The organism is Sinomonas terrae, assembly GCF_022539255.1.
GTDB lineage: Bacteria > Actinomycetota > Actinomycetes > Actinomycetales > Micrococcaceae > Sinomonas > Sinomonas terrae.
Window position 1 is genome coordinate 1,448,871 of record NZ_JAKZBV010000001.1, and the last position, 19,824, is coordinate 1,468,694.

Below are 19,824 nucleotides of genomic sequence, written 5' to 3' on the forward strand. Positions count from 1 at the left end.
TCAATGCGGTGGACGGCCCTCCTTCTTGCCTTGCGGCTAGCCGACTATCTCCCTGTCAGCCTTTGATCCCCGACGTGCTGCTCCAGGAGATCGTGCCGCTCTGGAAGGACTGCGAGCACGACGTTGCCGTGCTGTTGCACGTCTGGCTGGACGTCGGATATCCGTAGCGGCCGCGCTCTGCACCAGAGTTGAGCCAGTAGGTGCGGATGGGGCCGTTGGGGGAGAGCTGAGCCCCGGTGGCCGGGGACCAGATGATGGCGCCGATCTGGTAGTTCTGGTAGGTCCCGCCGTTTACGAGGCCGGTGACGACGCCGGTGGTCGGGTAGGCGAGGGGACCCTTCTCGGCACCCGAGTTCAGCCACGCCGTGCGGATGGGGCCATTGGGCGAGAATTCGGCTCCGCTGGCTTGGGACCAGACGATGGCTCCATTCTGGAAGTTCTGGTAGCACCCGCCGTTGGTGAGGCCGCAGACCTGGCCTGTGGTTGGGTAGCCGAGCGGGCCTTGTTCACCGCCGGAGTTGAGCCAGGCCGTGCGGATGGGCCCGTTGGGGGAGAGCTCGGCTCCTGTGGCCTGGGACCAGATGATGGCGCCGTTCTGGTAGTTCTGGTAGGTCCCGCCATTTACGAGGCCGGTGACGACGCCCGTGGTCGGGTAGGCGAGGGGACCCTTCTCGGCACCCGAGTTCAGCCACGCGCTGCGGACGGGCCCGTTGGGGGAGAGCTGAGCTCCCGTGACCTCAGACCAGATGATGGCGCCGTTCTGGTAGTTCTGGTAGGTCCCGCCGTTCACGAGGCCGGTGACGACGCCCGTGGTCGGGTAGGCGAGGGGACCCTTCTCAGCTCCAGAGTTGAGCCACGCCGTGCGGATGGGGCCGGATGGTGAGAGCTGAGCCCCGGTGGCCGGCGAGTAGAGGATCGCCCCGTTCTGGAAGTTCTGGTAGCACCCACCGTTCGTGAGTCCACAGATCTGGCCAGTGGTTGGGTAGCCAAGCGGGCCTTGTTCACCCCCAGAGTTGAGCCAGTAAGTGCGAATGGGCCCACTGGGGGAGAGCTGGGCTCCTGTGGCCTGGGACCAGATGATGGCGCCATTCTGGTAGTTCTGGTAGGTCCCGCCATTTACGAGGCCGGTGACGACGCCCGTGGTCGGGTAGGCGAGGGGACCCTTCTCGGCACCCGAGTTCAGCCACGCTGTGCGGACGGGGCCACTTGGTGAAAGCTGCGCACCTGTGGTCTGGGACCAGATGATGGCGCCATTCTGGTAGTTCTGGTAGGTCCCGCCATTTACGAGGCCGGTGACGACGCCGCTGGTCGGGTAGGCGAGGGGGCCTTGCTCGGCTCCGGAGTTGAGCCACGCGGTGCGGACGGGGCCGGATGGTGAGAGCTGGGCTGCGGTAGCGGGCGAATAGAGAATCGCCCCATTCTGGAAGTTCTGATAGCTACCGCCATTGGCCAAGCCCGTCACAACGTTCGAGGTCGGGTATCCCAACACTCCCTGCTCAAAGCCGGTGGTCTGCCAGAGACTGCGGATCGGTCCGTTCGGCGACAATTCTGCGCCACTCGTAGGCGACCAGATGATTGCGCCGTTCTGGAAATTTTCGTAGTTTCCGCCGTTTACGAGACCTCCCACGACCCCCGTTGTGGGATAACCGAGAGGTCCGGTTTCGAACCCCGAGGACTGCCAAGCGCTTCGGATGGGTCCATTTGGGGACACCTGAGGGCCGCTGGCTGAGGACCATATGATGGCGCCGTTCTGGAAGTTCTGGTAGGCCCCGCTGTTGACGAGCCCGCCTACGACGCCTGTCGTCTGCGAACCAATATTGGCTCCCCCTGCAACCGATCCGATAGCCGCGCTCGGATTGGTGTCACCGTAGGTGGCGAAACGCTGGAGGCTCGGGTAGTCGCCATTCCACGCATTCGAGTCCCCGACGAAGGGGCCTGATGAGCTGTACTGCCACACGCTGAACGCTGGCCACCCAGCGGGCAGTGGCGGACCTGACTGGTTGTACGCGGCCACCCAAAGCGGGTTGTTGCCGAAGCCGCCATAGTTGCCGGTGCAGCTGTTCCACCAGTCGGCGGTGGTGTAGATCATGGGGCGACGACCCGTGAGCGAAAGCATCGTATTGCTGAAGTCGGAGATCCAATTCACCATCGCCGAGCCGGCCATGCTGTAGCAGGTGTCTCCCATGTAAACGCCGTTGATGGTCTGGCCCGCGTAGGGGTTGTATTCGATATCGAGAACCGGGGGCATGGTGATGCCGTCCGGGGACCACCCTCCACCGTTCTGCACGAAGTACTGCGCTTGGTTCGCCCCAGAAGACCAATTCGGAATTGCAAAATGGTAGGCGCCACGGATCATGCCCACGCTCTGCGCGTTGCTGTACTGCTGGGAGAAGGCCTGATTGGTGTAGTAGTTGCCCTCGCTCGCCTTCACGTAGGCAAAGCGGACGCCCTGATTCCATTGGCCGCCCCAGTCAGTCGTATCGCTCCATTGGCCATTGGCATATGCAGCTTGGTAGGCGCTCACATCAACGCCGGAAACTCCCCACCCGGGCTGCCATGAGCTGGCCATCACGCTGACGGCTGCGCCCTTCGCCGGGGAACCCATTTGCTTCGGGTTCTGGGGGTTGACCTGACCCATCTTGGCGCCGCGTCCTACGGCCTTCTGCATTGCATCGCGGAGTTGGATGCTGGCGCCAGGGTCGGACGTCGCGGCTGCGACAGCACCCGGAGGCGGGGTCGGCTGCGAAGTCTGCGGGCTGGGTGTCGCCCTCGCAGAAGGGGTGGGGGTAGGGGTAGCAGAGTGCGTGGGAGACGCAGTTCCTGCCGGTGTTGGAGTCGGAGAGGGAGTCACAGTGGCGGATGCTGCCGGCACGGCGAGGCCACCGACGAGTCCAAGTGTGAGTAGAGACAGCCCCACCGAGTGGGTCAGAGATGTGAATTTCATAGCCTTGCCCGCATAGCTGGTCCGTTCCTCAGACGTGAGGGAGCGGAACCACCATAGCAGCGATGTTAAAAGTGTGAACAGTGTGGTCAGAGTAAATTGCTGTTTCCTGTGAAGTTCTTGCGCCGTTCTTGCGTATCGGCTGCGACAACGGTCCCGTAAGCTACCCACATGCCTCACCCCGCACCCATTTCGAAGGCCGTGATCCCTGCAGCGGGACTCGGTACACGCTTCCTGCCGGCAACAAAGGCGATGCCCAAGGAAATGCTGCCCGTCGTCGACCAGCCCGCCATCCAGTACGTCGTTGCCGAGGCGGCACGCGCAGGACTGGACAATGTGCTCGTCGTTACAGGCCGCAGCAAACGGGCCCTTGAGGACCATTTCGACCGGGTCCCGACGCTCGAAGAGGCGCTCGAACGAAAAGGGGATCAGAAGAAACTGGCTTCTATTCTCGAGACGAGCAGTTTGGGTGACATTCACTATGTGCGTCAGGGGGATCCGAAGGGGTTGGGACACGCGGTGCTGTGTTCGCAGCGGCATGTGGGGGCTGAGCCGTTCGCGGTGCTGTTGGGCGATGACCTGATCGATGAGCGCGATGAGCTGCTGGGGGAGATGATCCGGGTGCAGCAGGCCACGGGTGGGTCCGTGGTGGCGTTGATGGAGGTTCCGCGGGAGGCGATCTCGGCGTACGGGTGTGCGATGGTCAGCCCTGTGGAGGGGGAGTCCTTCGTGCAGGTGCATGGGCTGGTGGAGAAGCCGGCGCCGGAGGATGCGCCGTCGGATCTGGCGATAATCGGCCGGTATGTGCTGCATCCGGCGGTGTTCGGGGTGCTGGAGGAGACGGAGCCCGGCCGTGGCGGGGAGATCCAGCTGACGGATGCGCTGCAGACCCTGGCCCGTCGTGAGGGCGAGGGCGGGGGCGTGTACGGGGTCGTGTTCCGGGGGCGCCGGTACGACACGGGCGACAAGCTCAGTTACCTCAAGGCCGTCGTCACCCTCGCATCGGAACGGCCCGACCTCGGCCCCGAACTCCGTTCCTGGCTCGGGGAGTTCGTCGCGGAACTCAATGGCACGAGGCTGGCCCCCGACGCGCCCGGTCCTATCTAACGTCAGTGAAGGGACGTCCTGAGCGATGGCCCACTTCTCTATCCACTAAGCTCGTTCGGGTGCGCATGAGTCTCCCGAAGTTTTCCCGTTGGTCTGAAGCAGGCCGGGTGTTCGCAATCGCGTTCGTTTGTTTCCTCGCACTGAGTAGCCTCTGGGCCCTGGCGTCGCCGCTGATGTCCGCTCCTGACGAGCCTTCGCATGCGATTAAGGCGGCAGCCGTTGTTCGAGGGGAATGGCTTGGCCAGAACTCAGACGTACAAGGGCAGGCGCTTCGGGTAAGGGTCCCCGAATACATCGCTGCTCTCAATTCTGTTCCCAGCTGCTTCGCTTTCAAAGCTGACCGAAGCGCGGCTTGTGCTCCTAATGTTTCCAAACTGGGAAACAACCTGGTTCCGTCAACTACTACAGCCGGCAATTACAACCCTCTATACTACGCGATTGTGGGTCTCCCGACTTTAGTCACAAGCGGGCAGAAGGCCATCTACGGCATGCGGTTGGTAACGGCGGTCTGGTGTGCCTTGTTCTTCGCGGTTCCTGTTGCTTTCGCACATAAATTATGGCCCCGAAGGCTCCCGGTGGTCGTCACGGCACTCGCTATAACACCTATGTGCTTCTTCTTGGCAGGGTCAATCAATCCCAATGCAGTTGAAATTGCGACTACGCTCGCTGCGTTTGTAGCCGCTTTCGCAATGCTTGATGCTAGCTTCAAACGTCCCGTGCTTGCGGCTTCTGTTTTCGGTGTCAGTGGTTTGATTTTGGCGAATCTACGTCCGCTGTCCATTGCGTGGTTAGCCATTGCATTTGTTGGGGCGGTTCTGTTGCAATGGCGTCGCGGACTCTTGACAAAGCCACCACGAGGCATTTGGATAGGTCTTCCTTTGGCGGGGACTGGCGTCGCACTGGGACTCGCTTGGCAGATTATTTCGAACTCTTTTCAGAGCTTGGGCGGGACCGCTGTCAAGGATACGCCGGAGCAAGTCGTGTCGGTAATGCTTGAAAGAGCTTTCGACTACGCCAGGCAATATGTTGGAGTAATGGGCTGGCTGGACGCTCCTCTTCCCACTGTTGCATACGTGGTGTGGGATGCCCTAGCGATGGGCCTCTTGATCGGTTGCCTCGCGCTGTGGCGGGGTCGACGTCGTGTTGGCATCGTGCTCCTAAGCGCCGTCATTATAGGCTCTTCGCGTTTCCGCGGGAATGGTCCTGCTGGGTGATTGTCACGCTGCTGTCTGAGCGGCGCTCCTGAGCAGGATACGGGATCGGTAGTTGTCCGGGTTCCGGAAGCCCCGTCCGGTTCGTTTGATGTTCTTGATCGCGGTGTTGTTCGCCTCGACCTTGGCCGTGGTCGCGCCGGTGGTGATGAGGACTTCGATCTCGTTCCACCAGCGCTTCACGGTGCGCAGGAGCCGTTTCGTCTCCACGGTCGGGGCGGCCTCGACGAGGCCCTCGAGGATCCGCAGGTGGTCCCGCGCCTCCTCGAGCGCCCCGGACGCGAGCAGGGTGCGGAGCTGCTCCTTGGCCTCCCAGGCGGCCTGCAGCTGCCCGGTCGGGTCGTCGGATTCGAAGACCGCCCGCAGTCGGGCCCTGCCGCGGCCGGAGAGGGTCTCGGCGCCGCGCAGGAGCAGGCGCCGGTTCGCCCACCCCGGGTCCACCGCCCTGCCGCGGCGGCCCTTGATCTCCTGGCTCAGCCGCTGCCTGGCCTCGGTGACGGCCTGGTTCGCCAGCTGGACGAGGTGGAACGCGTCGACCGACACCGCGGTGCGCGGAAGCCACATCCGCAGGGCCTTGCGGAACGCCGCCGACGGGTCGATCGCCACGACCTCCACCCCGAGGCGCCACGCCAGCGGCCGGGCGAACAGCCAGTCCCCGACACCGGTGCTGTCGCGGCCGTCCACGATGCCCAGCACCTGTCCGGTGTCCAGGTCAACGATCGTGGTCATCCACGGCTCGACCCGCACCCACGGCGATGCCTCGTCGGCCCGGTACCAGCGCACGGACCGGTACCTGTGCTCGTCGATCCCGAGCCTCTTCGGCGCGAGCAGGTCGACGTCCGGCAGCGTCGCCGCGGCGGCGTCCAGGGCGGTCTGGGCCAGCCACCACGAGACCCCGTGGGCCCGGGCAGCCTCGAGTGCGGCACGGCCCGAGCGGATCACGGCATCCACAAGCGCATGCAGGAGCCGGCGCGTGGACCGGGCCCGCCTGGGCACCTCGTCCGTGGCCTCGGTGAACGACCCACGCGGGCACGCCGGCTCGTCGCAGAACCAGCGCCGCTTGCGCCACAGCACCACGACAGCGCCGGCCAGGGGGACGTCGCGCAGCCGCTGGAGCCGTCGGTCCTTCACGCGGGCCGAGACGACCCCGCAGGCGGGACAGCCCGGCACCCCGGTGGACTCCACAGTGATCCGGCGGACGCCGAAGGCGGTGAGCGCGGCGGAGAGGACGCGGTATTCGGGCAGGTTGAAGATCACGGTGGCAGCACAGGGCTGCCCCGTCGTAGGCTCGATCAAGGCTCGTGGATCCTGTTCCGGACGAATGACTAGACACCACTCATCCAACAGGGCCACGAGCCCCTTCACGCCCTACGGCGCGAGCCCGATTCCCGCGGAAACGCGAAGAGCCTCATTATATTTCTGCCTGCGTTCGTTCAGGTGCCTGCAGCCCCAGAAGTGGGATACATCTGGCAGGGGCGCTATATCCTACCGCTTGTCGTCATTCTCTTGGTTGCGTGTGGATTTTCCTTCCAAAGAATCGACCTTCAACACCGTTCGGCTCGGACCGTCTTGAAGCTTGTCGTTTTTTGCTTGGGGTTCGCGAACTTCTACGGCTTCGTTTGGGTATTGCGGCGCTATGCGACCGGAATAGGGAGCGGAATTTTTTGGGACGAGTTTTTCGGCTCTCCCAAGTGGCAACCCCCTGGGGGCCTAGCGCTGATTGCTCTCTTGTATTGCTTGATTACCGTTTGGGGTGGGTTGGCTTGCATCCGCTATCTTTTGAAACCCCATTTGTCAGAGGGGGAGGGACGGCAATTCGAGGCGGAACGCCGGGTCCCGAGCAACTACCGCTGATAATAGGGCTAAAACCCCGGTATCATTTCTGATTCTTGCTCGACAGTTGTCGCATAGGCCGAGAGTCTCATCTGGGTTTAGTCGCGAGCAGCGTCTGTGCTCGAGGGGGACGTTTCCAACGCCTCTTTCTTACCCTTCTTGAAAATCCAGTGTCGGTAAAGGAAATAGTTCCAGGTCATTGTGAGGACTGTTGAGACGACTTTCCCTATCGAATAGGACAGTCCAGCGGCTGCTATTACGTTGACGATGACGTCGGTTGCTCCCGTGTTGACTATTGCGAGGGCAATATATTTGATGAAGCTCGCATCGCGTCGGCTGTTCGATCTAAAAGTGAAGCTTCTCTGGGCGATAAAATTGAAGAGCAAGCTTATTATGAAAGCGATCGGGGTCGCTATCCAAAGGTCGATATGGAAAGCCTCGTGAAGCAGAGCAAGCGTGCCCAGGTCTATTGCGAAGCTGAGACCGCCGACGAGCAAGAACTTGACCACGGAACTGCCAGCGACTAATGCCCAGAGCCGCTTCAGGAGCGGAAAGCGGGTCTGCTGCATGCTTTGCTACAACCTATCTGAGTCTTTGAGTCACACTTCATGGCCCCGAACCGGGCCGTCTAACTGTACATGGCTCAACTGTGACCTAGCTCTTAATCCCCTCGGCTTCTACCGTCCCAGATCACAGAGCTGAACGGGCAGGGAGGGTCGCCCGAGGCTACGTGTTCGGCCTCTACGTGGCATTTTCCCGTGCCTAGGCTGACAGGGTCGGCGCGGGAAGCCGACGCCGACCATCGTTGAGGGTGGCGGCTCGGCGGAGCAGCGGGGGCTGCATGGGGGTAATACGGTGGATGCGTTTCGCATCGTTGAAAACGAAGTTCGTGAGCTGGTCCGGGTGCGGGGACTGGACCCACTCCGGCAGGCAGCTGAAGTACGCCGTCTGGTCGATGCGGCAGTAGTGGACTATGACGAGCGGGCCCTGCTGGGCGCGGTGCCGCCCCTTGGAGCGCTCGACGCCGCTCGTCGGCACGTCTTCGACGCGGTAGCGGGCTTGGGGCCCCTTCAACCGCTCCTGGATGATCCCGACGTCGAGGAAATCTGGATCAACGCACCCCATGAGGTCTTTGCGGCGCGCGGCGGTGAATCCGAGCTGACGGCGGTGACTCTCACGGAGCAGAGCGTCCGTGATCTGGTCGAGAGAATGCTCAAGACTTCGGGGCGCAGGCTCGATCTTTCCAGCCCTTTCGTCGATGCTTCACTGCCTGACGGCTCGCGTCTTCACGTAGTCATCCCCGATGTGACGCGACGGCATTGGGCCGTCAACATCAGGAAGTTCGTTGCCCGCGCTTCCCGGCTGGAACATCTGGTCGAGTTAGGCTCGCTCACCCCAGACGCCGCCCAATTTCTGTCGGCAGCAGTCGCGGGAGGCCTGAACATCCTCGTTTCGGGGGCGACTCAAGCCGGCAAGACGACGATGCTCAATTGTCTCGGTGCCGCGATCGGGGCTCGCGAACGGGTGGTGACGGTGGAGGAGATCTTTGAGCTCCGCCTTCCGCTTCGGGACGTTGTCGGCCTTCAGTGCCGCCAGGCCAATCTTGAAGGCACAGGTGAGATCCCCCTCCGGCGCCTCGTCAAGGAGGCCCTACGCATGCGGCCGGACCGGCTCGTTGTCGGCGAGGTGCGCGAGGCCGAGAGCCTTGACATGCTCATCGCGCTGAACGCCGGCCTGCCGGGAATGTGTACGATTCACGCCAATTCTGCGCGTAATGCGGTGACGAAGCTCTGTACCTTGCCTCTTCTCGCGGGCACCAACATCTCCTCTGACTTCATCGTGCCAACGGTCGCCGCCTGCATCGATCTCGTAGTGCATTGCACGCGCACCTCCACGGGACATCGTCAGGTTGCTGAGATCCTGGCCCTCGGCGAGCGTGTCGAGAACGGCCTGATCGAGAGCTCCTCAGTCTTCGCTCGCGTAGACGGCGAGCTCCGCCTTTCAGGTACAGGGCTGCCGAAAGCAGACAAGTTCGCGGCGGCTGGGATCGTCGCAACCTCCTTGGATGCCCACTGATGGCCCCCGCAGTCGGTTTGATTGGCGGCCTTGGCCTGTTCCTCGTCTGGTGGGCCTGTTGGGAGCCGCCGCGGTCGAAGACGCGATCAGAGAAGCCCGGGAGGTTCGAGCGGGCCCTTCGACAGGCGGGGATCGGCAATGTCTCGCCGGTCCGGCTTGCTGCCGCGTCGGTGGCCTTCGGAACTCTCGTGACGATTGTGGTCGCCAGCGCGACGGCGTGGCCGATCGGCTTGTGCTTCGGGGCCTTCGCTCTAGGGACACCGCTGACCCTCGTGCTATGGCAGGCCAAGAGGCGTGCCAGAGCTCTGCGGGAGGTGTGGCCTGATGCAGTCGATCATCTTCGATCGGCTATCCGCGCCGGGCTCTCGCTCCCCGAGGCACTCATGCAATTGGGTGAAAAGGGGCCCGAGATTCTCCGACCTGTCTTCGTCGCTTTCGCGGCCGACTTTCGCTCAGGCGGAAGCTTCGGCGATTCCCTGAGTCGATTGAAGGACCAACTCGCCGATCCGACCGCAGACAGAATTGTCGAGGCGCTGCGCTTGACGCGCGATGTCGGCGGCTCTGATCTCGGTCGTCTTCTCTCGACCTTGGGTGAGTGCCTCCGCGAGAACCTGCGGACGCGAAGCGAGCTTGAGGCCCGGCAGTCGTGGACGGTGAATGGCGCTCGTCTTGCTGTCGCCGCGCCTTGGGTGGTCCTACTCCTTCTGGCGGCAAGGCCAGAGGCCATGGCGGCGTACGCTCGCCCTGCGGGGCTGGTGGTTCTAGGCGGGGGCCTCATCGTCTCCTTCGTCTGCTACCGGCTCATGCTCCGGATCGGCGCCCTCCCGCCAGAGGAACGGGTGCTCCGATGAGCCCAACGATAGGATTGGCGGTTTTGAGCGGCACACTTCTCGGTGTCGGAGTGTGGATCACATGCGTTCGCCTGCCTACCGCGCGCCGGACGACCTTCGCAGAACGTGTCGCCCCGCAGTTGCGCTCGGTCGACGCCTCATCGCGCCTGCTTCGATCAGACAACCTCGACGTGACGCCGTTCGGCTCGCTTGAGCGCATCCTTCGGCCCGTCCTTGCGGAAGCCCTCAAGTCGATGTCGGGTCTCAATGCTGGAAAAGATGCGCTTGAGAGGCGTCTTGCCCAAGCCGGTTCATCGAGACGAGTAGTCGAATTCCGATCAGAGCAAGTCCTGTGGGCCGGCGTTTCGTTCGCGCTTGGGTCCGTCCTGGCGATCGCGGGTGCTTCAGCCGGGAGGATCGCACCGCCTCTCGCGGCTGTGCTGGCCCTCGCGGCGGGGGCTGCCGGATTCCTGGGCCGCGAGTTCGCGCTTGCATCCGCAGTCCGAAAACGCCGGCGACGGATCCTCGCCGAGTTCCCCGCGATGGCCGACATGTTTGCCCTCGCGGTAGGGGCGGGAGAGACCGCCGCGGGTGCGTTGGGCCGGCTCGCAGGTCACTCTACAGGGGCACTTGCGGATGAGTTCTCCAGAGTGGTGTCCGAGACACGGGCGGGCACAACGCTCGTTGCAGCGCTCAGAGCCATGGCCGTCAGACTCGACATCGCACCCATCTCACGGTTCGTCGACGGTCTCGTCGTCGCGATCGAGCGCGGCACTCCGCTTGCAGACGTGCTTCGAGCCCAGGCTCAGGACGTTCGTGACGCGGCCAAACGAGACCTCATGGAGGCAGCAGGCCGCAAGGAAATCGGCATGATGGTGCCGCTCGTCTTTGGAATCCTTCCTCTCACCATTCTGTTTGCGGTCTTTCCCGGGTGTCAACGGCCAGTTGGTTTTCCCCGTGGACGGCCAGTTGTTTTCCCCGGTGGCGGCCATCTTTCCTCCCCACGTATGGCCAGTTGATTCCCCGGTTCGGGTTTGGACTGTCTGTCGGGTCAGCGGAAGGGCGTCACCCCCTTGCCGGAGGCGGCTTGGGCGAGGCGGTAGGACTCGCCCTTGGTCTCGACCCGGTGGGCGTGGTGCATGAACCTGTCCACCGTCGCGGTCGCGATGGTCTTGGGCATGATCTCGTCGAATCCGGCCGGGGCGAGGTTCGAGCTGACCGCCATCGCCCGGCGCTCGTAGGCGGCGTCCACGAGGCGGTAGAACCCCTCGGCGGCGTCTGGGGAGACCGGGAGCAGGCCTATGTCGTCCACGATGATCAGATCGCTGCGCACGACCCTGGTCAGGGCCCGGGCGATGGAGTCGTCGGCGCGGTGCTTGCGCACCAGGGCGCCGAGATCCTCGATCCCGAACCAGGACACGATCATGCCGGCCTCGACTGCCGCGTGGCCGAGCGCCTCGCAGAAGTGCGACTTCCCAGTCCCCGACGGCCCGTAGATCGCGAGATTCTCCCGCCGGCGGACCCATTCGAGGGACTTGAGTGCTTCCTGGGTCGGGCGCGGGATCGGGGAGAGCTCCTCGTCCCAGTCGCCGAAGGTCTTCCCTGCCGGGAAGCCGGCGGATTTGCGGCGGGTGATCAGGTTGGCGCGGTCGCGGCCGGCGACTTCCTCCGCGAGCAGGACCCGCACGAGCTCGGCCGGGTCCCAGCGCTGGGCCTTCGCCGTGGGGATCAGGTTCGTGAGCGCCTTGCGCATGTGGGGCAGCTTCAGCCGGCGGGTCAGCTCCAGGGCCTCGGCCAGCGGGTCGCCGTGGGCGCGGGCGACCACGGTCTGCATCGTTGTGATCGTCACCGGTCCTCCTCCTCGCCCGTCATGTCGGCGGCGGCGGGCTCTGAGCCATCGAGGCGGCCCCAGCCGCCCGTGCCCGGCTGGAGGGAATGGGCCTCGGAGGCCCGGGAGGGCTCCACGTGGGCGAGCCCGGCCTGGTAGCCCAGGATCGAGACCAGGTCCCTGTCGGCGAACCTGCCCGTCGTCGCGGCCGTGCCCAGGGCCCGGTCGACCTGGTCGGTGCCGTAGAGCTTGGCGAACGCAACGGCCTCGGCCATCTTCGCGCGGATCCGCCTGGCTCCCGCGGCGGCGGCCTCGACCAGCCACGCCTTGGCACCCGCGCCGAGCATCAGGAACGCTGCCTCCTCCGGGGTGGTCGCCCTGGGCTGGCGGTCCGCGGCCTCATCCGCCCGGGGCGGGTAGTGCGCGTCGTCCAGGACTGGGGTCCCGGGACGCCCGGTCGCATGCCGGGCCACCTCGCGGGCCTCCCCGCGCTCGGCCACGGAGGTGACGATGACCTCCTCGCCCGCCTCGCGCACCCAGACCCTGGTGTTGGCCAGCTCGTGCGGGACCGAGTACCGGACCCCGTTCATCGACACGGTCGCGTCCCAGTTCACCCGGCGGGTGGTCCCGAACACCACCGTGAACGGCGCCTTCGGAAGCAGATGCAGCCGCTCCCGCTCCGCAGCGAGCATCGCCGCCGGCGCCTGCCGTGTCTCCCGGTGCGGGCGGGCGTTGACCTCGTCGCAGAAATCGTGGCACGCCTTCTCCAACTGCCCGAAGGTGCGGTACTCCTCGAGCAGGTTCGCCGCCGTGGGCACCAGATCCGCCTTCGAGATCCGCACCGTGGACTCCGAGCCGCCCTTGGACTGCGGGTCGGCGGGAACGCAGGTGCGCACGGTCATCCCGTAGTGGCGGCCCATCTCCACGATCTGCGGGTTGCGCACCGCGACCCTGGCGATGTGGTCGGCGGTCACGGTGCGCTCGTTGTCGGTCAGCGCGAACGCCGGGACCCCGCCCATCCTGCGCAGCGTGGCATCCATGCACGCCACGACCGTCGGCAGGCTCTTGTCCCAGATCGGGATCACGACGCGGAACCGCGACCACGCCAGCCACGCGCACCACAGCAGCGTCGCCCGGCCCCCGATCCTCGGCCCCCATCCGTAGTCCCACTGCAGCCACAGCCCAGGCTCGACGATCCAGGGGCGGAACACGCGCCGCCGCCCCGCCGCGAACTGCGCCTTGGCCTCCGCGACCGTGCGCCTCGTGGTCCTCTCCGCGCCGGTGAACCCCATCGCGACCAGCCGCTCATGGACCACATCCGCCCGGACCCGGCCTCCCGAGCGCTCGACGAGTTCTTCGATCTTCGGCAGGAACCCGTCGATCGGCCTGGCCCGCTGCCCCTTCTCGCGATCCGGCCCTCCGGCAGCCCGCAGCTTCACATACCTGGCCACCGTGTGATGGTCACACCCCGCGAGCTCCGCTGCGGCACGGTAGCTGCCGGTGAGGTCATACGCCTCAAGAATCTCCATGATCTCCTCGTTGCTCTTCATCCGCGATCATCACCACGACCGGCGGAAGGAATCCCGCACCCGGGGAGAACAACTGGCCGTGGACGGGGAGAAAGAACTGGCCGTCAGCGGGGAACTATCTGGCCGCCAATGGGGAGAATCTCATGGCCGCTGACACCCGGGTTTGCGAGCATCGCGCTTGGACCGTGACTGCTGCTCCCCAAGACCATCCAGCTACTGCGCCAAAACCATCGGCAACAACACCGAATCGACAACACCGAAAGGGAATCATGAACACCATCACCCCTTACTTCTTGCACGCGACAAGGAGAGCCGGCGCACAGGCCCTAGTCCTCAGCGGTCGGGTTTCGGGCGGCAGCCCTCGGGGATCTCGTTGTTCCGAACGCGACCGCGGAGACGTGCCCGGCTGGGTGATGATCACATTGATGAGCGCTGTGCTCGTCATGGGCCTGCTGGCGATTGCCGCGCCCGCTCTCGAAGGCTTGTTCCAGCAAGCGATCAGCAAGGTGAGCAAGTAGCGCACATGTTGCGCCCGCCGTCTCATCGATGGGATGTTCGCCCTATCGAGGCCGGTTCAGCTCCTGCTGACTTCGTGCTCGTCGGCAGCTTTCTGACCGTCCTCTTCCTCGCCATCGTCCAACTGACGCTCGTCCTTCACGTGCGAAATACGCTGGCCGATGCAGCGTCCTCAGGGGCACGTTACGGTGCGCTTGCAGACCGGGGGCTCTCAGATGCGAGCGGACGTGCAGCCGAGCTCGCGAGGGCGGCGCTCGGCCCGGCCTTCGGGTCGGACGTGACAGCCGCGCGGGCGACGACGGCGCATGGAACGTCGCTCCTCGAAGTCCGGGTGCGCGCTCCTCTGCCTCTTGTCGGTTTCGTAGGCCCTCCCGGCGTCCTCGAAGTGTCCGGTCATGCGCCCGTTCCATAATCGGTTCCGCATTGCCCGCTCGGCTGCTTACGGGACCTTGGACACGAAACCTGACGCTGGCGCATCCAAGGTTGACGCATCCAGCGCGGGGCACCCTAAATTCCTCAACGGCGAAACGGGGAGCGCCGTGGTCGAGTTCATCGCGCTCGGCGTCCTACTGCTTGTTCCGGTGGTCTATTTCGTGCTGACCGTCGGCATCCTCCAAGGTGCAACGTATGCCGCTGCGGGCGCTGCCGATCATGCGGCCAAGGCGTTCGCCGCAGCACCTGATGTCGCGGTTGCCCACGCGCGGGCGGAGGAATCAGTTCGTGTAGTCGTAGGGGATTTCGGGATGGAAGCCGGAAGGGCGAGCTTCAGCGTGACGTGCAGTCGTGCCGATTGCCTCGAAGCCGGAAACGTCGTCACGGTGAGCGTAGAGATCGAGGCCCCACTCCCGCTCACAGAAGCGTGGGGACAAGGCGGGCCCGATGCTGGACGTATCACGGCAAGAGCTACTCAGGTCGTCGGGCGGTACCGGTGAACGCGGTACCGGCGAGGGCGGCAACTCAGAACGACCATCATGCGAGGGGCCGCTGCGTAAGAGGTGTCCTCCGAAGACGGGTCAGCGCTGTCCTCCGAGGAAGCGAAAGGCTAGGACGTGACCGCGAATCCGGTCAGATCCTCCTTCTGCTCGCTGGATATGTTGTGCTGTGCCTGATGGTCGCGTCCGTAGTCACGGGAGTTTCTGCAGTTCACATCGAGCGCCAACGCCTGCTCTCGACGGCAGACGGGGCGGCACAAGCAGCGGCCGACAGCTTCACGTTCGGCGACCTCGTCCGCGACACTGGGCGCCCCGGGGCCGTCCTGAGATCTGAACGAGTGCGTGGCGCAGTAGACACTTTCCTCCAGGAGAGCGGTGCGGATCAGCGCTTCGAGGGCTTCACCGTAAGCAGTCCCACGGGTTCGCCTGACAGCCGCAGCGCACGGGTGACCCTCGGCGCCGTCGTCCGCTTTCCTCTCGCGAGCATCCTGCTGCCGGAGGGCATTCAGATCGAGGTGACCTCGATTGCGCGGGCGCGACTTGGCCGCTGACCGATGACGTAACCTTGGAGGGTTATGGCTGAGATCGACTTTCCCGCAGAAATCCGCGCCCTCCGGAACACCCACGACTCCATCGAGCAGGTGACGGACGTGGACGCGCTGCGCGGCGAAATCGCCGAGCTCAGCGAGGCCGCAGGGGCTCCCGACCTCTGGGACGACCCCGCGAAAGCCCAGCAGGTCACCTCCCGTCTGTCCCACCGTCAGTCGGAGCTCGAACGCGTCGAGAAGCTCGGAACGCGTATCGACGACCTCGAGGTGCTCGTCGAGCTCGCCCACGAGGAATCCGACCCCGAATCCCTGGCTGAAGCGGCAAAGGAGCTCGAGTCGATCCGGAAGGCCCTTGAAGAGCTCGAGGTCGTGACTCTGCTCAACGGCGAGTATGACGAGCGCGAGGCGGTCGTCACGATTCGTTCCGGCGCCGGTGGGGTGGATGCCGCTGACTTCGCCGAGATGCTCATGCGCATGTACCTCCGCTGGGCCGAGCGGAGAGGTTATGCAACAAAGGTCATGGACACCTCCTACGCGGAAGAAGCAGGAATCAAGTCCGCGACCTTCGAGGTCAACGCTCCATTCGCCTACGGCACCCTTTCCGTTGAAGCCGGCACCCACCGCTTGGTCCGTATCAGCCCGTTCGACAATCAGGGACGCAGGCAGACGTCGTTCGCCGCCGTCGAAGTCATTCCGCTCATCGAGCAGACCGACTCCATCGAGATCCCGGACAACGAGATCCGCGTGGACGTGTTCCGCTCGTCCGGGCCGGGTGGCCAGTCGGTCAACACGACCGACTCGGCGGTCCGCCTGACCCACATTCCCACCGGGATCGTCGTCTCGATGCAGAACGAGAAGTCGCAGATCCAGAACCGGGCCGCGGCCATGCGCGTCCTCCAGTCTCGGCTCCTCCTGCTGAAGAAGGAACAGGAAGACGCCGAGAAGAAGGCGCTCGCCGGCGACGTGAAGGCCTCGTGGGGCGACCAGATGCGCTCGTACGTCCTGAACCCGTATCAGATGGTCAAAGACCTTCGCACGGAGCACGAGGTGGGCAACCCCGCGGCAGTGCTCGACGGCGATATCGACGACTTCATCGACGCCGGCATCCGCTGGCGGGCGTCGCAGCGACAGCTCGCCGAGAGCTAGTTCCAAGGCCGTCCGGCGACACGCCGCCACAACAGGTGGGCGCAAGCGGGGCCCCGTGCTTATAGTCGAGCAGCCGGCGCTCTCCGTCCCCGAGCCCTGCCCGTGCGCCGGGTGCTGGATGTCCTGCATCCAAGCCGGGCCGGAAGTGCCATGATCCGCTTCGACAATGTCACGATGGTCTACGACAAGAAGGCCAGGCCAGCGCTCGACTCGGTCTCGATCGAGATCGAGCGCAGCGAATTCGCGTTCCTCGTCGGACCGTCCGGTTCCGGCAAGTCGACCTTCTTGCGTCTGGTGCTGCGGGAGGACCGGGCCACCGCTGGAGCCGTCTTCGTCGCGGGCCAGAATGTCGCGAAGCTCTCCAGTTGGCGCGTGCCACGGCTCCGCCGCGGAATCGGCGTCGTCTTCCAGGACTTCCGCCTCCTGCCCCAGAAGACTGTGTTCGCCAACGTGGCCTTCGCCATGCAGGTCATCGGGAAGAACCGGAGCGTCATTCGGGAGACCGTTCCCGAGGTGCTCAAGACGGTCGGGCTCGAGGGCATGGGCCACCGCATGCCACACGAGCTCTCAGGCGGGGAGCAGCAGCGCGTGGCCATCGCGCGCGCCGTCGTCAACCGTCCCGGCATTCTGCTCGCCGACGAGCCGACCGGAAACCTGGACCCCACAACGTCGCAGGGCATCATGCAGGTGCTCGACAAGATCAACCAGAACGGGACCACGGTCGTCATGGCCACCCACGACGACGACATCGTCAACTCGATGCGCAAGCGCGTCATCGAGCTCGGGGAAGGCCGCGTTCTCCGTGACGAGGCCAAGGCCCTCTACACCTCGATGATGCCTGTCGTCCGTCCGCCTCGGCTGGGGGAGCCAGCCGAGGACCGCCCTAGCGTTTCGTCCCCCGCGGGTGTGGGCGAGGAGGAGATCTGATGCGCCTCGCGTTCATCCTCGGAGAGATTGCCAGCGGCCTGCGCCGCAACCTGTCCATGGTCGTCTCCGTCATTCTTGTGACGTTCGTATCGCTGACCTTCGTCGGTGCGGCGGGCATACTCCAGCTGCAGATCAACCAGATGAAGGGCTACTGGTACGACCGGGTGCAGGTTGCGATCTTCCTCTGCGGCCCCGGCTCAAGCTCGGCCGGCTGCGCGGGCGGGCCCGTGACCCCGGACCAGCAGAAGGCTCTCCAAGCCCTCCTCGACTCGCCCGCCGTGGCCCAGTACATCAGCGACTACCACTACGAGTCGCAGGCTGAGGCGTACCAGCACTTCAAGGAACAGTTCGCGAACTCACCGATTGTGGATTCAGTCACCCCGGACCAGCTGCCGTCATCCTTCCGGATCAACCTCAAGGATCCCCAGAAGTACCAGATCATCAGTGAGACGTTCTCGTCGCGCCCCGGCGTTGAGACGGTCATCGACCAGAGACAGCTGCTGGAGAAGCTCTTCTCAGTCATGAACGGCGCATCTGTCGTGGCGATCGTGATCGCCGCCGTCATGATCGTGTGTGCAATTCTGCTGATCGGCACAACGATCAGGCTCTCGGCGTTCAGCAGACGCAGGGAGACCGGCATCATGAGACTCGTAGGGGCATCGAAGCTCGTGATCCAACTGCCCTTCGTCCTCGAGGGGGTGATCGCCGCCGTCGTCGGAGCCGTACTCGCCTCCGCGACAGTGTGGGCGGTGGCGAAGTTCTTCCTCGGCGATGTCCTCGCACGGCAGTATCCGGACACGGCGTTCATCTCGCCGGCCCAGGCGCTCATGCTGTCTCCGCTCCTCGTCGGATTGGGGGTCGTGCTTGCGGGCATGTCGTCCATGTTGACGCTTCGCCGCTACCTGAAGGTCTGATATGCCGGCCACTTGCACCCCTGACGTTGGCCGGAAAGGGGCCGCGGTAGCCTTCCGCGGACCGGCCACTGTCGCCGCCATCTCGCTCGCTCTCACGCTTGCGGCCTCCGGAGCCGCTCGCGCCGATGACCTCGACGATCAGAAGGCCCAGCTCGCCCAGCAGGCGCAGCAGGTGGAGTCGTCCTTGGAATTCCTCGACGGGCGCATTTCACAGTCAGCCTCTGACCTCGCGACCTACCGGGCCCAGCTCCCCGGCGCGCAGCAAGAGCTCGTGGATGCGCAGGGGCGCGTTGCCTCAGCGACCAAAGAGGCGGACGCCCTTGCGGTTCGGGTCGACGCGGCGCAGCAGAACCAGGCGAAGATCACGCAGCAGATCGCCGACGATCGCGGCAAGGCGCAAGAGACGAAGAAGCTCATCGGACAGATTGCGACCCAGGCTTACAAGGCGGGCGGGGTTCCGTCCGACCTGAGCCTGATATTCGGTGACACGGGTGGCGGGAGCCTGACCGGGAGCATTGACCTTGCCGACCAGGCTCTCCGGAGTCAGAACGCGGCCCTTGAGCGGCTCTCGCAGCAGACAGCGGCAAACGTCAACTCCGAGGCTCGCCTTGCCGCTGTGGAGAGCGAGATCAAGGACCTCAAGTCTCAAGCAGATCAGGCCCTCGAGCGTGAGCAGGCGGCGCGCGACGACGCGGCGTCGAAGAAGGCCGCAGTGGACAAGCTCGTCTCGGACACGGATCGCCTGAACAAGGAGCTCGAGGCGCAGCGGCCAGCCATTCAGCAGCAGATCGCGGACGTCAAGCGACAGCAGGACCAGATCGCGGCGCAGATCGCAGACCGGGACCGTCGGTTGCGCGAGGCGTGGGAGGCCGAGCAACGCAGGCTCGCAGAGCAGAAGGCTGCCGAGGCGCGCGCTGCGGCCCTCGCAGCGGGGCGGAACAGCACAGCGGCCGACGCCGCGGCACAGTCCGTGCGGGACCAAGCAGTCCAAGTTGGCTCGCCGTCAGCGTTCGGCCTGCGTTACCCGTTCGCGGGCAACCCGCCCATCACCTCGGGCTTCGGATGGCGGGCGACGCCGCCGGGCACCATCGACTTCTTCGGCACCGGCGGCTATATGCACACCGGGATCGACTTCGGCGTCCGTTGTGGAACGCCGGTGTATGCGGCGGCCGCAGGAACCGTGACCGTGGGCGGCTGGACGAACGGCGGCGGGGGCTGGACGGTGATGATCTCGCATGGCGTGGTCCAAGGGAACTCGCTCACGACTGTCTACTACCACAACTCGAGTGTCACGGTCTCACCCGGCCAGTCTGTCAGTCAGGGCCAGCTGATTGCGTACTCGGGCAGCACCGGAAACTCGACCGGATGCCACGCACACTTCGAGACGTGGCTCAACGGCTCGGCGGTCAACCCGCTCACCATCATGTAGGTCCACTGCGATAGAATTCTGAGGTCTTCGGGAGCCATCGGCTCCCCATCGACCCGG

Annotated in this window: 19 protein-coding genes; 13 read left to right on the plus strand and 6 right to left on the minus strand. The window is 64.7% G+C overall.

The genetic code is table 11. From position 1 onward, the window contains the following. Positions 1-55 precede the first annotated feature (55 nt). The gene (locus L0M17_RS06725) at positions 56-2,638 is read right to left on the minus strand and encodes a GH25 family lysozyme (RefSeq protein ID WP_241053100.1); all 2,583 of its coding nucleotides are present in this window, start codon (positions 2,636-2,638) and stop codon (positions 56-58) included. Between the two features lie 474 nt (positions 2,639-3,112). Between L0M17_RS06725 and galU the strand changes: the two genes are divergently transcribed. Next, the gene (galU, locus tag L0M17_RS06730) at positions 3,113-4,048 is read left to right on the plus strand and encodes a UTP--glucose-1-phosphate uridylyltransferase GalU (protein ID WP_241053101.1); all 936 of its coding nucleotides are present in this window, start codon (positions 3,113-3,115) and stop codon (positions 4,046-4,048) included. Between the two features lie 65 nt (positions 4,049-4,113). Next, a complete protein-coding gene (locus L0M17_RS22880) occupies positions 4,114-5,262 on the plus strand; it encodes a DUF2142 domain-containing protein (protein WP_372498056.1) in 1,149 nt (382 codons plus the stop codon). 3 nt (positions 5,263-5,265) lie between these two features. On the opposite strand, the gene L0M17_RS06735 is transcribed toward L0M17_RS22880, so the two are convergent. From L0M17_RS06735 to L0M17_RS22885, 3 genes are all read right to left on the minus strand, one after another. Further along, positions 5,266-6,555, minus strand: a complete 1,290-nt coding sequence (locus L0M17_RS06735) for an ISL3 family transposase (RefSeq protein ID WP_241052686.1) — start codon at positions 6,553-6,555, stop codon at positions 5,266-5,268. Positions 6,556-7,190: 635 nt separating this feature from the next. Beyond that, entirely contained in the window at positions 7,191-7,661 is a 471-nt protein-coding gene (locus tag L0M17_RS06740; protein ID WP_241053102.1) for a GtrA family protein, read from the minus strand. Positions 7,662-7,854: 193 nt separating this feature from the next. Further along, on the minus strand, positions 7,855-8,166 hold the full coding sequence (locus L0M17_RS22885) for a hypothetical protein (RefSeq protein ID WP_372497997.1): 312 nt from the start codon (positions 8,164-8,166) through the stop codon (positions 7,855-7,857). On the opposite strand from L0M17_RS22885, the gene L0M17_RS06745 reads away from it, so the two are divergent. Genes L0M17_RS06745 through L0M17_RS06755 form a run of 3 tightly spaced genes read left to right on the plus strand, consistent with a single transcriptional unit; the run spans position 8,152 to position 11,017 of the window. Beyond that, positions 8,152-9,168 carry a TadA family conjugal transfer-associated ATPase gene (locus tag L0M17_RS06745; RefSeq protein ID WP_372497998.1) on the plus strand — a complete coding sequence of 339 codons (1,017 nt, stop codon included), beginning with the start codon at positions 8,152-8,154 and terminating at the stop codon, positions 9,166-9,168. The genes L0M17_RS22885 and L0M17_RS06745 overlap by 15 nt on opposite strands. Further along, positions 9,168-10,019, plus strand: coding sequence for a type II secretion system F family protein (locus L0M17_RS06750; RefSeq protein ID WP_241053104.1), 852 nt, complete (start codon positions 9,168-9,170; stop codon positions 10,017-10,019). The genes L0M17_RS06745 and L0M17_RS06750 overlap by 1 nt, the downstream gene beginning before the upstream one ends. A 23-nt stretch (positions 10,020-10,042) precedes the next feature. Next, positions 10,043-11,017: a type II secretion system F family protein gene (locus L0M17_RS06755; RefSeq protein ID WP_308196826.1), complete on the plus strand. Its 975-nt coding sequence runs from the start codon at positions 10,043-10,045 to the stop codon at positions 11,015-11,017. Positions 11,018-11,049: 32 nt separating this feature from the next. On the opposite strand, the gene istB is transcribed toward L0M17_RS06755, so the two are convergent. Further along, positions 11,050-11,847, minus strand: coding sequence for an IS21-like element helper ATPase IstB (gene istB / locus L0M17_RS06760; RefSeq protein ID WP_308196827.1), 798 nt, complete (start codon positions 11,845-11,847; stop codon positions 11,050-11,052). Further along, positions 11,844-13,376 carry an IS21 family transposase gene (gene istA / locus L0M17_RS06765; protein ID WP_290427279.1) on the minus strand — a complete coding sequence of 511 codons (1,533 nt, stop codon included), beginning with the start codon at positions 13,374-13,376 and terminating at the stop codon, positions 11,844-11,846. The genes istB and istA overlap by 4 nt, the downstream gene beginning before the upstream one ends. Positions 13,377-13,624: 248 nt before the next feature. On the opposite strand from istA, the gene L0M17_RS06770 reads away from it, so the two are divergent. The 8 genes from L0M17_RS06770 to L0M17_RS06805 all read left to right on the plus strand — a co-directional run bounded on the left by L0M17_RS06770 (position 13,625) and on the right by L0M17_RS06805 (position 19,767). Beyond that, the gene (locus L0M17_RS06770; RefSeq protein ID WP_241053107.1) at positions 13,625-13,873 is read left to right on the plus strand and encodes a hypothetical protein; all 249 of its coding nucleotides are present in this window, start codon (positions 13,625-13,627) and stop codon (positions 13,871-13,873) included. A gap of 5 nt (positions 13,874-13,878) precedes the next feature. Continuing rightward, the gene (locus L0M17_RS06775) at positions 13,879-14,283 is read left to right on the plus strand and encodes a TadE/TadG family type IV pilus assembly protein (protein WP_241053108.1); all 405 of its coding nucleotides are present in this window, start codon (positions 13,879-13,881) and stop codon (positions 14,281-14,283) included. Further along, a complete protein-coding gene (locus L0M17_RS06780) occupies positions 14,267-14,803 on the plus strand; it encodes a hypothetical protein (protein WP_241053109.1) in 537 nt (178 codons plus the stop codon). The genes L0M17_RS06775 and L0M17_RS06780 overlap by 17 nt, the downstream gene beginning before the upstream one ends. Beyond that, positions 14,800-15,354, plus strand: a complete 555-nt coding sequence (locus tag L0M17_RS06785) for a pilus assembly protein TadG-related protein (RefSeq protein WP_308196828.1) — start codon at positions 14,800-14,802, stop codon at positions 15,352-15,354. The genes L0M17_RS06780 and L0M17_RS06785 overlap by 4 nt, the downstream gene beginning before the upstream one ends. A gap of 24 nt (positions 15,355-15,378) precedes the next feature. Further along, positions 15,379-16,497, plus strand: coding sequence for a peptide chain release factor 2 (gene prfB, locus L0M17_RS06790; protein ID WP_241053111.1), 1,119 nt, complete (start codon positions 15,379-15,381; stop codon positions 16,495-16,497). Positions 16,498-16,647: 150 nt separating this feature from the next. After that, the gene (gene ftsE / locus L0M17_RS06795) at positions 16,648-17,424 is read left to right on the plus strand and encodes a cell division ATP-binding protein FtsE (protein ID WP_241053113.1); all 777 of its coding nucleotides are present in this window, start codon (positions 16,648-16,650) and stop codon (positions 17,422-17,424) included. Beyond that, complete coding sequence (ftsX, locus tag L0M17_RS06800) at positions 17,424-18,338, plus strand: permease-like cell division protein FtsX (RefSeq protein WP_241053114.1); 915 nt, start codon at positions 17,424-17,426, stop codon at positions 18,336-18,338. Before ftsE ends, ftsX begins: the two co-directional genes overlap by 1 nt. Before the next feature lies 1 nt (position 18,339). After that, positions 18,340-19,767: a peptidoglycan DD-metalloendopeptidase family protein gene (locus L0M17_RS06805; protein ID WP_241053115.1), complete on the plus strand. Its 1,428-nt coding sequence runs from the start codon at positions 18,340-18,342 to the stop codon at positions 19,765-19,767. The last annotated feature ends 57 nt before the right edge of the window (positions 19,768-19,824 follow it).